We start from the raw sequence: 14,097 nt of genomic DNA, 5'->3' as shown, positions 1-14,097 counted from the left end.
ATTTCATACGATATACCGTCATGTAGATGTGCCGCCATGCTTTACTTAAATGGAAATGACTTGACTGTTCAGGAAGGCTTCGGTACCTTATATAAGTGTTTTATTTTCTTACTGAATGGTATTCCGCCGTATTTTTTTGATAGGAGTTGCTGACATGACGGAAGAAAGAAAAGAAACGTTTGAAGAAGAAGTTAACCAGAGTGAAAGAATAGATGCAGATGAAGAACCGCTATCGAGAATGTCCAGAAAGGCGAGCCGACAAAGCAAGCAGAAGCAAAAACAAAAGCAGAAACCGCACCAGGAACGCGGTGAATCAACTGCTAAAGAAAAGTTTGCGTCTGTATGGGCAGCCATCAACAGATATTGCGGTTTTGCGTTCTCGATTTTAAAATCACCGGCGAAAACCGTCGTGGCGGATGGTTTTTCTCATTATAAGTATGGGCTGATTTCAATGCTTATATTCAGTGTGGTCTTTTCAATCGGGAACTGGTTTCAGTTAAAGGCGAGCTGGAATCGGCCGCTCGGGTTTGGAGAACGCCATCACGCTTTCTATGACGGATTTTTAGTCGTTCTTGTGTATTTGCTCCTCTTTTTCGCGGTAATGGTCTTAGCGGTATGGGCCGTCTCCCGCTATATGATGAAGCAGAAGGTGACGTTCAGAGAAGCGGCTGCCGGTTTGGGTTCATTGCTTGTACCGGTGATTGCTGTTTCAATCCTTTGGCTGATCTTTGCGATCGTGAATATCCCGATGCTGACAGTTCTGTTTACAGTGCTGATCTTGTTTTCGATCTTTTTTATGATGGCGCTGTATGTGCAGCGTTTGTATCAGGCGGCACACGATGCACCGATTGACTATATCTATTGTGTATTTGCTGTGGTTGCGGTAGCGCTGCTGTTTACGGCGGTGACTTGGCCGTTGATTTCTGAGTATTTCACGGCGTCGCTGATTCCGCTTTAATGAAAAAAACCGGCTGTTTATAGCCGGTTTTTTTATGTCACACTTTTTACAAATATATCTAAAAAACACAGTTGATTTGTAGGATTAATCCATGTATGATAGGGAAAATGCTGTAAACGTCCAGCGCACAAACCTTTATGTTTAAGGAGGATGATGGACATGGCCGATTTACTTCGCCGAGCGATTAATCGGAAGAAACAATTTTTAAAAACCAAATTACTGCTCTCGGAATTTTATCAGGGAAGAGGGGAACAGCTGGCTGATTATACGCTGAGTGAGCTTGAGAAAGAATACAAGTCCCTTCTGAAAATGAAAAAAGAGATCTGACAATATATGAGAAGAGGTGAGTCTGCTGAAAAGCGGGCTTTTTTGTTTTGATTTTGAAAAGGTGAGAAAGAGGGTAAACTACTACTGTTCAACCTGACAAAGTGTGTCGAAATATTTTCCTTAGGCTTACGGCCGCAACGGATTGTAAACGACTCGTTTCTCTAGTAGAATATGAATGCTTTATGCAAGCTGAAGAGTAGGGGGATGAAATAAAATGATGCAAACCATCTTATCAAATGGGATAGCCATGGTTCTCATAATTCTCATTATTAATATTGTCTATGTGTCATTTTTTACGATAAGAATGATTTTAACGCTGAAAGGCCAGCGGTATTTAGCGGCCGGCATCAGTACGATTGAAATACTGGTTTATGTGACAGGACTGAGCCTGGTGCTCGATAACTTAGACCAGATTCAAAATGTAATCGCGTACGCGCTCGGTTACGGTCTTGGCGTGATTGCCGGCATGAAAATAGAAGAAAAATTGGCACTTGGCTATATTATGGTCAACGTGATTACGAAGGAGCTTGATCTTGATCTTCCGAAGCAGCTTCGTGAAAAAGGCTACGGCGTGACGAACTGGGTGGCAGGCGGGCTTGAAGGCGACCGCACAGCCCTTCAGATTCTGACACCGAGAAGATATGAACTCCAGCTGTATGATACGATTAAAACACTTGATTCAAAAGCCTTTATTATTGCATATGAACCAAAAACAATTCACGGCGGCTTCTGGGTCAAAGCGGTGAAGAAGAGGAGAATTAAAGAATAATGGCAAAGCCGAAGAAGAAAAAGTTTGAAGTGACAGAGCAGCAAACCATTGATGCGGTGCTTCAGCAAATGAAAGAAGAAGGATATCTGCCTGTACGGCGAATGGAAGAGCCTATTTTTATGGAAAAAAAGGAAAATGGGTCAATTCAGATCGTTCCGTGCGGGAAAAAAATCGTATTTGAAGGGAAATTGATCTAAACACGAACATTAGTAGAATGAATTTTTGTATCGTTCGATAATATCGTTGACATTATCCATGTCCGTTGTTAAGATAAACATGAAATCAAAACACGACCTCATATAATCTTGGGAATATGGCCCATAAGTTTCTACCCGGCAACCGTAAATTGCCGGACTATGCAGGAAAGTGATCGATAAAACTGACATGGATATATCGCAGAAGCGAACGACTGACGATACATGTACCATGCCCGGTTTGTATTGCTTCCTCATAAGTGCAATGCAGAGCGGGTATTTTTTATTTTCTGAAAACTAAAGCATTAGAAGGTGGGAACAGAATGCAGCCGCTAGTAGGAATCATCATGGGAAGCACTTCCGATTGGGAGACAATGAAAAACGCATGCGATATTCTTGACGAACTCAATGTTCCGTACGAAAAAAAGGTCGTTTCCGCTCACCGGACGCCTGATTTGATGTTTGAATACGCTGAAACTGCCAGAGAGAGAGGCATCAAGGTGATTATCGCTGGTGCCGGAGGAGCAGCGCATCTGCCGGGGATGACGGCGGCGAAAACAACACTGCCGGTCATCGGAGTTCCGGTTCAGTCCAAGGCGCTAAACGGAATGGATTCACTTCTTTCCATCGTCCAAATGCCTGGAGGCGTGCCTGTTGCGACAACAGCCATCGGCAAAGCGGGCGCTGTGAACGCAGGCCTGTTAGCGGCGCAAATTTTGTCAGCTTTTGACGAAGATCTTGCCCGTAAGCTGGATGAGAGAAGAGAAAATACAAAACAGACGGTGTTAGAAAGCAGTGATCAGCTTGTCTAATCAAATCATCTATCCGGGAGCTGTAATCGGCATTATCGGCGGCGGCCAGCTTGGAAAAATGATGGCTGTGTCCGCCAAACAAATGGGGTATAAAGTCGCAGTCGTTGATCCGGTGAAAGATTCGCCGTGCGGGCAGGTTGCGGATGTCGAAATTACCGCTCATTATAATGACCGTGAAGCGATTCGAAAATTGGCTGAAATCAGCGACATCATCACGTATGAGTTTGAAAACATCGACTATGATGCGCTGTATTGGCTAAAAGATCATGCGTATCTCCCGCAAGGAAGTGAGCTGCTGCTCATTACCCAAAACCGTGAAACGGAGAAAAAAGCAATTCAAGCCGCGGGCTGTGAAGTAGCGCCGTACAGCATCGTCAAAACAAAGGATGAACTGGAACAGGCGGTACAGGAGCTGGGGCTTCCCGCAGTGCTCAAAACATGCCGCGGCGGATACGACGGCAAAGGACAATTTGTCATCAAGGAAGAGGCGCAAATTGAGCAGGCTGCCGCTCTTTTAGAGCACGGAACTTGCATTCTTGAAAGCTGGGTTTCTTTTGAAATGGAACTGTCGGTTATCGTCGTCAGATCGGTAAACGGCGAAATTTCAACATTTCCGGCAGCTGAAAACATTCACCACAACAATATTCTTTTTCAATGCATCGTGCCTGCACGGGTGGAGGAAGGAATTCAGAAGAAGGCTGCCGAGCTGGCCGTTAAGCTTGCAGAAGAGCTTAACCTTGTCGGACCGCTTGCTGTTGAAATGTTCCTGACAGAAGACGGAGAGCTCTTGGTCAATGAACTGGCGCCAAGGCCGCACAATTCAGGGCATTATACGCTGGACCTTTGCGAAACGAGCCAGTTTGAACAGCATATCAGAGCGATATGCGGCCTTCCGCTTGGGAAAACAGATTTGCTGAAGCCAGGCATGATGGTGAATCTTCTCGGTGATGAAGTGAAGCTTGTGGAGGAAGAGCCGGAGCTTTTAAAAGAAGCAAAGCTATATATATACGGAAAACACGAAATCAAAAAAGGCCGCAAAATGGGGCATATTACATTTATGAAGCAGCCTGAAGACCACTGGATTCAGGAGATCACAAATAAATGGATGAATAGAGACGGAGGACAAGCAGAATGATCGAACGTTATTCAAGACCTGAAATGTCCGCGATTTGGACGGATGAAAACAGATTTCAAGCGTGGCTAGAGGTGGAGATTCTTGCCTGTGAAGCATGGGCGGAGCTTGGCGTCATTCCGAAAGAAGACGTAAAGGTCATGCGCGAGAACGCGTCATTTGACATTAACCGCATTTTAGAAATCGAACAGGACACGCGCCATGACGTTGTCGCTTTTACACGCGCCGTTTCCGAATCACTGGGCGAGGAAAGAAAATGGGTGCACTACGGCTTAACGTCAACTGACGTTGTTGATACTGCTCTTTCTTACTTATTAAAACAGGCAAACGATATTCTGCTCAAGGACCTTGAGAGATTTGTTGACATTATAAAAGAAAAAGCGAAAGAACATAAATACACAGTCATGATGGGGCGCACACACGGCGTACACGCTGAGCCTACAACATTCGGCTTAAAACTTGCGCTTTGGCATGAAGAAATGAAACGCAATCTTGAGCGTTTCAAACAAGCGAAAGAAGGCATCGAGGTCGGGAAGATTTCCGGCGCTGTCGGCACATATGCGAACATTGATCCATTTGTTGAGCAATATGTATGTGAGAAGCTCGGATTGAAAGCAGCACCGATTTCGACTCAAACCCTTCAGCGTGACCGCCATGCTGACTATATGGCGACACTTGCTTTGATCGCGACAAGCATCGAGAAATTCGCAGTGGAAATTCGCGGACTGCAAAAGAGTGAGACACGCGAAGTTGAGGAATTTTTCGCGAAAGGGCAAAAGGGTTCATCTGCAATGCCGCACAAACGCAATCCAATCGGCTCTGAAAACATGACAGGCATGGCGCGCGTCATTCGTGGCTACATGATGACGGCTTACGAAAATGTTCCATTATGGCATGAACGCGATATTTCTCATTCTTCAGCAGAACGGATTATTCTTCCGGATGCGACAATCGCGCTGAACTACATGCTGAACCGCTTCTCTAACATCGTGAAGAACTTAACGGTCTTCCCGGAAAATATGAAACGCAACATGGACCGCACACTCGGCCTTATCTACTCTCAGCGCGTGCTGCTTGCTTTGATTGACACAGGCCTGACTCGTGAAGAAGCCTATGATACAGTGCAGCCGAAGGCAATGGAAGCGTGGGAAAAACAAGTGCCGTTCCGTGAGCTTGTGGAAGCGGAAGAGAAAATCACTTCCCGTCTTTCTTCGGAAAAAATTGCTGACTGCTTTGATTACAACTACCATCTGAAAAATGTTGATCTGATCTTTGAACGTTTAGGTTTAGCATAGAAGAAGCTGTTAGGCGGCTTCTTCTATGCCGCCGCAGTTTGAAAATTCCCAACATTCGGATTAGGAGGCCTTCCGTGAATATTGTGAAAAAAGAACTTTTATACGAAGGAAAAGCAAAAAAGATCTACAAAACCGATGACGAAAACACGCTGTATGTCGTGTATAAAGACTCCGCCACTGCCTTTAACGGCGAGAAAAAAGCAGAAATCAGCGGGAAAGGGCGCTTAAATAACGAGATTTCAAGCTTAATTTTCAAACACCTTCATGCTAAAGGCATTAACAACCATTTTATCGAGCGCATTTCAGAAACAGAGCAGCTCATTAAAAAGGTAACGATTGTGCCGCTTGAAGTCGTCGTCAGAAATGTTGTGGCAGGAAGCATGTCCAAACGTCTCGGCATTCCAGAAGGCACGGAGCTTGAACAGCCGATTATCGAGTTTTACTACAAGGATGACGCGCTGGGTGATCCGCTCATCACAGAAGATCATATTTGGCTCTTAAAAGCGGCGACTCCTGAACAGGTAGAAACCATTAAGTCCATTACAAAAACAGTAAATGAAGAGCTTCAAACCATTTTTGACGATTGTCATGTCAGATTAATAGATTTCAAGCTTGAATTCGGTCTAGATGCAGACGGGCAAGTGCTTTTGGCGGATGAAATTTCACCTGACACATGCCGCTTGTGGGATAAAGACACGAACGAAAAGCTGGACAAAGATTTATTCAGACGCAATCTGGGAAGCTTAACCGACGCATACGAAGAGATTTTCAAAAGACTGGGAGGCATTCATCATGTATAAAGTAAAAATTTATGTCAGCTTAAAAGAAAGTGTACTAGATCCACAAGGGAGCGCTGTCCAGCATGCCTTGCACAGTATGACTTACAACGAGGTTCAAGATGTGCGCATCGGGAAATACATGGAGCTTACCATTGAAAAATCAGACCGTGATCTTGACGCGCTCGTAAAAGAAATGTGCGAAAAACTTCTTGCGAATACAGTGATTGAAGATTACAGATACGAGGTTGAGGAGGTAGTCGCACAGTGAAATTTGCGGTGATTGTGTTACCCGGCTCCAACTGTGATATCGATATGTATCATGCTGTAAAGGATGAGCTCGGCCATGAAGTGGAATACGTCTGGCATGAGGAAACAAGCCTTGACGGCTTCGACGGCGTATTAATCCCGGGAGGATTTTCTTACGGCGACTACTTGAGATGCGGCGCTATCGCCCGATTTGCGAATATTATGCCAGCTGTCAAACAGGCGGCGGCTGAAGGAAAACCTGTTCTTGGCGTCTGCAATGGATTCCAGATTTTACAGGAGCTTGGCCTTCTGCCAGGCGCAATGAGACGCAACAAAGATTTGAAGTTCATTTGCCGTCCGGTTGAATTAATTGTGCAGAACGACAAAACATTATTCACATCTTCCTATGAAAAGGGACAATCGATTACAATCCCGGTTGCCCATGGAGAAGGAAATTTCTACTGTGATGACGAAACGCTTGCTTCATTGAAAGAAAACAATCAAATTGCTTTCACATACGGCTCCAATATTAACGGAAGTGTCAGCGACATTGCCGGTGTCGTGAATGAGAAAGGCAACGTATTAGGCATGATGCCTCACCCTGAGCGCGCGGTCGATGAACTGCTTGGAAGCGCCGACGGTCTTAAATTATTTCAGTCTATCGTGAAAAATTGGAGGGAAACTCATGTCACTACTGCTTGAACCAAGTAAAGAACAAATAAAAGAAGAGAAACTGTATCAGCAAATGGGTGTCAGTGATGATGAGTTTGCATTGATTGAATCCATTCTTGGAAGATTGCCGAACTACACAGAAATCGGGATTTTTTCTGTCATGTGGTCAGAGCATTGCAGCTACAAAAACTCAAAGCCGATTCTGCGTAAATTCCCGACAAGCGGAGAGCGCGTGCTGCAAGGTCCGGGGGAAGGCGCCGGAATCGTTGATATCGGTGATAACCAAGCGGTTGTGTTCAAAATTGAATCACATAACCACCCATCAGCTCTCGAACCTTACCAAGGCGCTGCGACTGGCGTAGGCGGCATTATCCGTGACGTATTCTCAATGGGTGCCCGTCCAATCGCTGTATTGAACTCTCTTCGATTTGGTGAACTGACTTCACCGCGCGTGAAGTACTTGTTTGAAGAAGTAGTAGCGGGAATCGCCGGATACGGCAACTGTATCGGGATCCCGACAGTCGGCGGAGAAGTGCAGTTTGACAGCAGCTATGAAGGAAATCCGCTCGTCAACGCAATGTGCGTCGGATTAATTAATCATGAAGACATCAAAAAAGGCCAGGCAAAGGGTGTCGGCAACACAGTGATGTACGTAGGAGCGAAAACAGGGCGTGACGGAATCCACGGCGCTACGTTTGCTTCTGAAGAAATGTCTGATTCGTCTGAAGAAAAACGCTCTGCTGTTCAAGTGGGCGACCCGTTTATGGAGAAGCTTTTGCTTGAAGCATGTCTGGAAGTCATCCAATGTGATGCGTTAGTCGGCATTCAGGATATGGGAGCTGCCGGTTTAACAAGCTCAAGTGCCGAAATGGCAAGTAAAGCCGGTTCTGGTATTGAGATGAATCTTGACCTGATTCCTCAGCGTGAAACAGGCATGACCGCTTATGAAATGATGCTTTCTGAATCACAGGAACGGATGCTTTTGGTTATCGAACGCGGACGTGAGCAGGAAATCATCGATATTTTTGACAAGTACGATCTTGAAGCGGTTTCTGTCGGACGTGTGACAGATGATAAAATGCTTCGCCTGACACATAAAGGAGAGGTAGTGTGCGAGCTGCCTGTTGATGCCTTGGCAGAAGAAGCACCGGTTTACCACAAGCCTTCTCAAGAGCCTGCTTACTACCGCGAGTTTTTAGAGACAGACGTTCCGGCTCCTCAAATTGATGATGCCAATGAAACGCTGAAGGCCCTCCTCCAGCAGCCTACGATCGCAAGTAAAGAATGGGTTTACGATCAGTATGACTACATGGTGCGGACGAATACAGTTGTCGCTCCTGGGTCTGACGCAGGTGTTCTCAGAATCCGCGGAACGAAAAAGGCGCTGGCGATGACGACAGATTGTAATGCCCGTTATCTCTATCTTGATCCTGAAGTCGGCGGAAAAATCGCTGTCGCTGAAGCAGCGCGCAACATCATTTGCTCAGGTGCAGAACCGCTTGCCGTCACAGATAACCTTAACTTCGGAAACCCGGAGAAACCGGAAATCTTCTGGCAGATCGAAAAAGCGGCTGACGGCATCAGTGAGGCGTGCAATGTTCTCAGCACACCGGTTATCGGCGGAAACGTATCGCTTTATAACGAATCAAACGGCACAGCGATCTACCCGACACCTGTTATCGGCATGGTCGGCTTAATTGAAGATACAGCACACATTACAACACAGCATTTCAAACAAGCGGGAGATCTCGTTTACGTGATCGGTGAAACAAAACCTGAGTTTGCTGGTAGTGAGCTGCAAAAAATGACAGAAGGCAGCATTTACGGCAAAGCGCCGCAAATCGATCTTGATGTAGAGCTGTCACGCCAAAGAGCGCTACTTGGCGCGATTAAAAAAGGCTTCGTTCAATCTGCACATGATGTGTCTGAAGGCGGCTTAGGCGTAGCGATTGCAGAAAGTGTCATGACGACGGAAAACCTTGGCGCAAACGTGACTGTTGAAGGAGAGGCAGCGTTATTATTCTCTGAATCTCAATCCCGCTTTGTTGTTTCTGTGAAAAAAGAACATCAAGCAGCGTTTGAAGCAGCGGTGAAAGATGCGGTTCATATCGGTGAGGTAACAGCTGACGGACTTCTGGCGATTCAAAACCAAGACGGACAACAATTGATTCATGCGCAAACGAAAGAGCTTGAGCGCGCATGGAAAGGAGCTATCCCATGCTTGCTGAAATCAAAGGCTTAAATGAAGAATGCGGCGTTTTTGGGATTTGGGGACATGAAGAAGCCCCGCAAATCACATATTACGGCCTCCACAGCCTCCAGCACAGAGGACAGGAGGGCGCGGGAATTGTCGCAACTGACGGTGAAAAACTGACGGCGCACAAAGGCCAAGGCCTGATCACTGAAGTGTTTCAAAACGGCGAGCTCAGCAAAGTAAAGGGGAAAGGCGCAATCGGGCACGTTCGGTACGCGACGGCTGGAGGCGGCGGATATGAAAATGTTCAGCCGCTCCTCTTCCGGTCCCAAAACAACGGCAGCCTGGCGCTTGCCCATAACGGAAATCTCGTCAATGCCACTCAGCTGAAGCAGCAGCTTGAAAATCAAGGGAGCATTTTTCAAACCTCTTCGGACACAGAGGTTTTGGCTCACCTGATCAAAAGAAGCGGCCACTTCACGCTGAAGGATCAAATTAAAAACTCGCTTTCCATGCTGAAAGGCGCTTACGCGTTCTTGATCATGACCGAAACAGAAATGATTGTCGCGCTTGACCCGAACGGGCTTAGACCGCTGTCAATCGGAATGATGGGTGATGCTTATGTTGTCGCATCAGAAACATGCGCATTTGATGTGGTCGGCGCAACGTATCTTCGTGAGGTAGAACCGGGCGAAATGCTGATCATCAATGATGAAGGCATGAAATCAGAGCGTTTTTCCATGAATATCAACCGTTCCATTTGCAGCATGGAGTACATTTATTTCTCAAGGCCTGACAGCAACATTGACGGCATTAACGTGCACAGTGCGCGTAAAAACCTCGGGAAAATGCTGGCTCAGGAATCAGCAGTTGAAGCTGACGTCGTAACAGGGGTTCCGGATTCCAGTATTTCTGCGGCAATCGGCTATGCAGAAGCAACAGGCATCCCGTACGAGCTTGGCTTAATCAAAAACCGCTATGTCGGCAGAACGTTTATTCAGCCGTCTCAGGCTCTGCGCGAGCAAGGCGTCAGAATGAAGCTGTCTGCGGTGCGCGGGGTTGTGGAAGGCAAACGCGTCGTCATGGTGGATGACTCTATCGTGCGTGGAACAACAAGCCGCCGGATTGTCACGATGCTCAGAGAAGCGGGTGCGACAGAGGTGCATGTCAAAATCAGTTCACCGCCAATCGCTCATCCGTGCTTTTACGGCATTGATACGTCCACACATGAAGAACTGATCGCGTCTTCCCATTCTGTTGAAGAAATCCGTCAGGAAATCGGAGCCGACACTCTCTCATTTTTGAGTGTGGAAGGGCTGCTGAAAGGCATTGGCAGAAAATACGATGACTCTAATTGCGGACAGTGTCTCGCTTGCTTTACAGGGAAATATCCGACTGAAATTTACCAGGATACAGTGCTTCCTCATGTAAAAGAAGCGGTATTAACCAAATAAAACTTGAAAATGACATAAAGGCAGCGCAGTTCGGCTGCCTTTCTCATTCTGCCCTCGTTCGGGGAGATATTTTGAAAAGCGCCTTAAAGGAGTGAATAGGATGTCTGAAGCATATAAAAACGCAGGAGTTGACATCGAAGCCGGATATGAAGCTGTAAAACGAATGAAAAAACATGTGGAGCGCACAAAACGGCTTGGCGTTATGGGCAGCCTTGGCGGTTTTGGCGGCATGTTTGACCTGTCTGAGCTTTCTTATCAAAAACCTGTTTTAATTTCGGGAACGGACGGTGTCGGCACAAAATTAAAGCTAGCTTTTTCCATGGATAAGCATGACACGATTGGCGTGGACGCTGTTGCAATGTGTGTCAATGATGTGCTGGCACAAGGTGCAGAACCGCTGTTTTTCCTTGATTATTTAGCGGTCGGCAAAGCGGACCCTGTGAAAATTGAGCAGATCGTACAAGGTGTAGCAGACGGCTGTGAGCAGTCAGGTTCAGCCTTAGTTGGCGGCGAGACTGCTGAAATGCCGGGACTATATACAGCTGATGAATACGATATTGCCGGTTTCTCAGTCGGAGTGGCGGAAAAGGACGAAATCGTGACTGGAGAAAACATCAAAGAAGGTCATCTTTTGATCGGCCTGAGCTCCAGCGGCCTTCACAGCAACGGATTTTCCCTTGTCAGAAAAGTGCTTTTGGAGGATGCGGAGCTGGATCTTGATAAAACATACGAACCGTTTGACCGCCCCCTTGGCGAGGAGTTGCTTGAACCGACAAGAATTTACGTGAAGCCTGTGCTTGCGGCGGTGAAAAGCGGAAAAGTCGACGGCATGGCGCACGTGACAGGCGGAGGATTCATCGAAAATATCCCGCGCATGCTTCCAGAAGGCTTAAGTGCGGAAATCGATAACGGCTCATGGCCGATCCCGCCAATTTTCTCTTTCCTGCAAGAGTATGGCAAGCTGAAGGAAGAAGACATGTTCAACGTCTTTAATATGGGGATCGGCTTTGTTTTGGCAGTCAAAGAAGAGCATCTGACGGATGTGATCGGAACGCTTGAAAGCCATGGCGAAAAAGCCTATTTGATCGGGCGTGTGAAACAAGGAGAAGGCGTCACATTCGGCGGTGCGGCACTTTCATGAAAAAGTTTGCGGTATTTGCATCCGGAAACGGTTCAAACTTCGAAGCCATCGTCACGCGTTTGAAAGAGGAGAACTGGGATGCGTCCGTATCGCTCCTCGTTTGCGATAAACCGCAGGCGAAAGTCATCGAACGGGCGGAAACGTTCCATATTCCATCCTTTGCATTTGAGCCGAAGTCTTATGAAAACAAGGCCGCATTTGAACGGGCCATTATTGAACAGCTTCGCCTTCATGACGTTGAATTGATTGTTCTTGCCGGATATATGAGGCTGATCGGTGACACGCTGCTTCAGGCATACGGAGGAAAAATCATCAACATTCACCCGTCGCTTCTTCCCGCGTTTCCTGGGATTGATGCAGTCGGGCAGGCGTACCGCGCGGGTGTGAAGGTTGCCGGAATCACCGTGCATTATGTCGATGAAGGAATGGATACAGGCCCGATCATCGCTCAAAAGGCAATCGAAATTGACGAACACGATACATTGGAAACAATCGAACAGCGGATTCACAAGCTTGAGCATAAATGGTATCCGATTGTGATTAAACAGCTATTAGGATTAAATAACAGAGGTGAAAAGGCATGACCATTAAACGTGCATTAATCAGTGTTTCAGATAAAACAAATCTCGTTCCTTTTGTAAAAGAACTGACAGAGCTTGGCGTTGAAGTCATTTCAACAGGCGGAACGAAAAAGCTTCTTCAAGAAAACGGTGTGAATGTCATCGGAATTTCTGAAGTGACAGGCTTTCCTGAAATTATGGACGGACGGCTAAAAACACTTCATCCGAATATTCACGGCGGTCTTCTGGCAGTTCGCGGCAATGAAGAGCATATGGCGCAGATCAATGAACACGGGATTCAGCCGATTGACCTCGTTGTCGTCAACCTTTATCCATTTAAAGAAACGATTTCTAAAGAAGATGTCACATATGAAGATGCGATTGAAAATATCGACATCGGCGGCCCGGGTATGCTGCGTGCGGCATCAAAAAACCATCAGGATGTGACGGTTATCGTTGATCCGGCGGATTACAGCCCAGTGCTGAATCAAATCAAAGAAGAAGGCGGCGTATCACTTCAGAAAAAACGCGAGCTGGCGGCAAAAGTATTCCGTCATACTGCGGCATATGATGCACTGATCGCTGATTATCTGACAGATGTTGTCGGTGAAAAAGAACCGGAACAATTCACTGTAACATTTGAGAAAAAACAATCGCTTCGCTACGGAGAGAACCCGCATCAGGAAGCAACATTCTACCAAAGCGCGCTTCCTGTTAAAGGATCTATTGCGCAAGCAGAACAGCTCCACGGAAAAGAGCTTTCTTACAACAACATTAAAGACGCGGATGCAGCAGTTCAAATCGTTCGTGAATTCACTGAGCCGGCTGCGGTTGCCGTAAAGCATATGAATCCTTGCGGCGTAGGAACAGGAAAAACGATCGCAGAAGCGTTTGACAGAGCATTTGAAGCGGATAAAACATCTATCTTCGGCGGCATTATCGCGCTGAACCGTGAAGTGGACAAAGCAACTGCAGAGGCGCTTCACAACATTTTCTTAGAAATCATCATTGCGCCTTCATTCAGCCAAGAAGCGCTTGACATCCTGACTGCGAAGAAAAATCTTCGTCTGCTGACGCTTGATGTGACAGCTGCCGTTCAAAAAGAAAAACAGCTGACATCCGTTCAAGGCGGGCTGCTGATTCAAGATTTAGATATGCACGGCTTTGATGATGCTGAGATCAGCATTCCGACAAAAAGAGAGCCGAACGAGCAAGAGTGGGAAGACTTGAAGCTTGCTTGGAAAGTCGTAAAGCATGTGAAATCAAATGCGATCGTTCTCACAAAGGACAACATGACAGTCGGCGTTGGAGCAGGCCAAATGAACCGCGTCGGATCAGCGAAAATTGCCATTGAGCAAGCAGGAGAAAAAGCGAAAGGCAGCGCACTTGGATCTGATGCATTTTTCCCAATGCCGGATACTGTTGAAGAAGCGGCAAAAGCGGGCGTTACGGCTATCATTCAGCCGGGGGGATCTGTACGTGATGAGGATTCCATCAAAAAAGCGGATGAGTACGGCATTGCCATGGTATTCACCGGCATTAGACACTTCAAACATTAAGGGGA

General features: G+C 46.7%; 15 protein-coding genes and 1 riboswitch. All 15 genes read left to right on the top strand.

The window, feature by feature from the left end:
• Positions 1-154 precede the first annotated feature (154 nt).
• The 15 genes from BSI_RS06455 to purH all read left to right on the top strand — a co-directional run bounded on the left by BSI_RS06455 (position 155) and on the right by purH (position 14,092).
• Positions 155-958 (top strand): DUF6574 domain-containing protein, encoded by an 804-nt coding sequence (locus tag BSI_RS06455; protein WP_004397728.1) that lies wholly within the window; start codon positions 155-157, stop codon positions 956-958.
• 159 nt (positions 959-1,117) lie between these two features.
• Positions 1,118-1,285 (top strand): Fur-regulated basic protein FbpA, encoded by a 168-nt coding sequence (locus BSI_RS06460; RefSeq protein WP_004397726.1) that lies wholly within the window; start codon positions 1,118-1,120, stop codon positions 1,283-1,285.
• Positions 1,286-1,499: 214 nt separating this feature from the next.
• Positions 1,500-2,054, top strand: a complete 555-nt coding sequence (locus BSI_RS06465) for a DUF2179 domain-containing protein (protein ID WP_004397724.1) — start codon at positions 1,500-1,502, stop codon at positions 2,052-2,054.
• Positions 2,054-2,251 carry an NETI motif-containing protein gene (locus tag BSI_RS06470; protein WP_003219403.1) on the top strand — a complete coding sequence of 66 codons (198 nt, stop codon included), beginning with the start codon at positions 2,054-2,056 and terminating at the stop codon, positions 2,249-2,251. The genes BSI_RS06465 and BSI_RS06470 overlap by 1 nt, the downstream gene beginning before the upstream one ends.
• 78 nt (positions 2,252-2,329) lie before the next feature.
• A riboswitch (purine riboswitch) is annotated at positions 2,330-2,431 on the top strand.
• 140 nt (positions 2,432-2,571) lie between these two features.
• The gene (gene purE / locus BSI_RS06475) at positions 2,572-3,060 is read left to right on the top strand and encodes a 5-(carboxyamino)imidazole ribonucleotide mutase (protein WP_004397721.1); all 489 of its coding nucleotides are present in this window, start codon (positions 2,572-2,574) and stop codon (positions 3,058-3,060) included.
• Entirely contained in the window at positions 3,053-4,195 is a 1,143-nt protein-coding gene (gene purK / locus BSI_RS06480) for a 5-(carboxyamino)imidazole ribonucleotide synthase (RefSeq protein WP_004397720.1), read from the top strand. The genes purE and purK overlap by 8 nt, the downstream gene beginning before the upstream one ends.
• Positions 4,192-5,487 carry an adenylosuccinate lyase gene (gene purB / locus BSI_RS06485; RefSeq protein WP_004397719.1) on the top strand — a complete coding sequence of 432 codons (1,296 nt, stop codon included), beginning with the start codon at positions 4,192-4,194 and terminating at the stop codon, positions 5,485-5,487. The genes purK and purB overlap by 4 nt, the downstream gene beginning before the upstream one ends.
• 74 nt (positions 5,488-5,561) lie before the next feature.
• Complete coding sequence (purC, locus tag BSI_RS06490) at positions 5,562-6,287, top strand: phosphoribosylaminoimidazolesuccinocarboxamide synthase (protein WP_004397718.1); 726 nt, start codon at positions 5,562-5,564, stop codon at positions 6,285-6,287.
• Positions 6,280-6,534, top strand: coding sequence for a phosphoribosylformylglycinamidine synthase subunit PurS (gene purS, locus BSI_RS06495; RefSeq protein WP_004397717.1), 255 nt, complete (start codon positions 6,280-6,282; stop codon positions 6,532-6,534). Before purC ends, purS begins: the two co-directional genes overlap by 8 nt.
• On the top strand, positions 6,531-7,214 hold the full coding sequence (gene purQ, locus BSI_RS06500; RefSeq protein ID WP_004397716.1) for a phosphoribosylformylglycinamidine synthase subunit PurQ: 684 nt from the start codon (positions 6,531-6,533) through the stop codon (positions 7,212-7,214). The genes purS and purQ overlap by 4 nt, the downstream gene beginning before the upstream one ends.
• The gene (purL, locus tag BSI_RS06505; RefSeq protein ID WP_004397714.1) at positions 7,198-9,426 is read left to right on the top strand and encodes a phosphoribosylformylglycinamidine synthase subunit PurL; all 2,229 of its coding nucleotides are present in this window, start codon (positions 7,198-7,200) and stop codon (positions 9,424-9,426) included. Before purQ ends, purL begins: the two co-directional genes overlap by 17 nt.
• On the top strand, positions 9,402-10,832 hold the full coding sequence (purF, locus tag BSI_RS06510) for an amidophosphoribosyltransferase (protein ID WP_003233947.1): 1,431 nt from the start codon (positions 9,402-9,404) through the stop codon (positions 10,830-10,832). The genes purL and purF overlap by 25 nt, the downstream gene beginning before the upstream one ends.
• A 100-nt stretch (positions 10,833-10,932) precedes the next feature.
• Positions 10,933-11,973, top strand: a complete 1,041-nt coding sequence (purM, locus tag BSI_RS06515) for a phosphoribosylformylglycinamidine cyclo-ligase (protein ID WP_004397697.1) — start codon at positions 10,933-10,935, stop codon at positions 11,971-11,973.
• Complete coding sequence (gene purN, locus BSI_RS06520; RefSeq protein ID WP_004397695.1) at positions 11,970-12,557, top strand: phosphoribosylglycinamide formyltransferase; 588 nt, start codon at positions 11,970-11,972, stop codon at positions 12,555-12,557. Before purM ends, purN begins: the two co-directional genes overlap by 4 nt.
• The gene (purH, locus tag BSI_RS06525; protein ID WP_004397693.1) at positions 12,554-14,092 is read left to right on the top strand and encodes a bifunctional phosphoribosylaminoimidazolecarboxamide formyltransferase/IMP cyclohydrolase; all 1,539 of its coding nucleotides are present in this window, start codon (positions 12,554-12,556) and stop codon (positions 14,090-14,092) included. The genes purN and purH overlap by 4 nt, the downstream gene beginning before the upstream one ends.
• Positions 14,093-14,097: the final 5 nt, after the last annotated feature.

It is taken from the genome of Bacillus inaquosorum KCTC 13429 (assembly GCF_000332645.1).
In the GTDB taxonomy this organism is placed as follows: Bacteria; Bacillota; Bacilli; order Bacillales; family Bacillaceae; genus Bacillus; species Bacillus inaquosorum.
This window is presented reverse-complemented; position numbering and strand designations above follow the sequence as displayed.

Coding starts and splice junctions, on each gene's coding strand:
- BSI_RS06455 (WP_004397728.1), top strand. CDS start 155: ATGACGGAAGAAAGAAAAGAAACGTTTGAAGAAGAAGTTAACCAGAGT.
- purN (WP_004397695.1), top strand. CDS start 11,970: ATGAAAAAGTTTGCGGTATTTGCATCCGGAAACGGTTCAAACTTCGAA.
- BSI_RS06460 (WP_004397726.1), top strand. CDS start 1,118: ATGGCCGATTTACTTCGCCGAGCGATTAATCGGAAGAAACAATTTTTA.
- BSI_RS06470 (WP_003219403.1), top strand. CDS start 2,054: ATGGCAAAGCCGAAGAAGAAAAAGTTTGAAGTGACAGAGCAGCAAACC.
- BSI_RS06465 (WP_004397724.1), top strand. CDS start 1,500: ATGATGCAAACCATCTTATCAAATGGGATAGCCATGGTTCTCATAATT.
- purH (WP_004397693.1), top strand. CDS start 12,554: ATGACCATTAAACGTGCATTAATCAGTGTTTCAGATAAAACAAATCTC.
- purB (WP_004397719.1), top strand. CDS start 4,192: ATGATCGAACGTTATTCAAGACCTGAAATGTCCGCGATTTGGACGGAT.
- purE (WP_004397721.1), top strand. CDS start 2,572: ATGCAGCCGCTAGTAGGAATCATCATGGGAAGCACTTCCGATTGGGAG.
- purM (WP_004397697.1), top strand. CDS start 10,933: ATGTCTGAAGCATATAAAAACGCAGGAGTTGACATCGAAGCCGGATAT.
- purS (WP_004397717.1), top strand. CDS start 6,280: ATGTATAAAGTAAAAATTTATGTCAGCTTAAAAGAAAGTGTACTAGAT.
- purL (WP_004397714.1), top strand. CDS start 7,198: ATGTCACTACTGCTTGAACCAAGTAAAGAACAAATAAAAGAAGAGAAA.
- purF (WP_003233947.1), top strand. CDS start 9,402: ATGCTTGCTGAAATCAAAGGCTTAAATGAAGAATGCGGCGTTTTTGGG.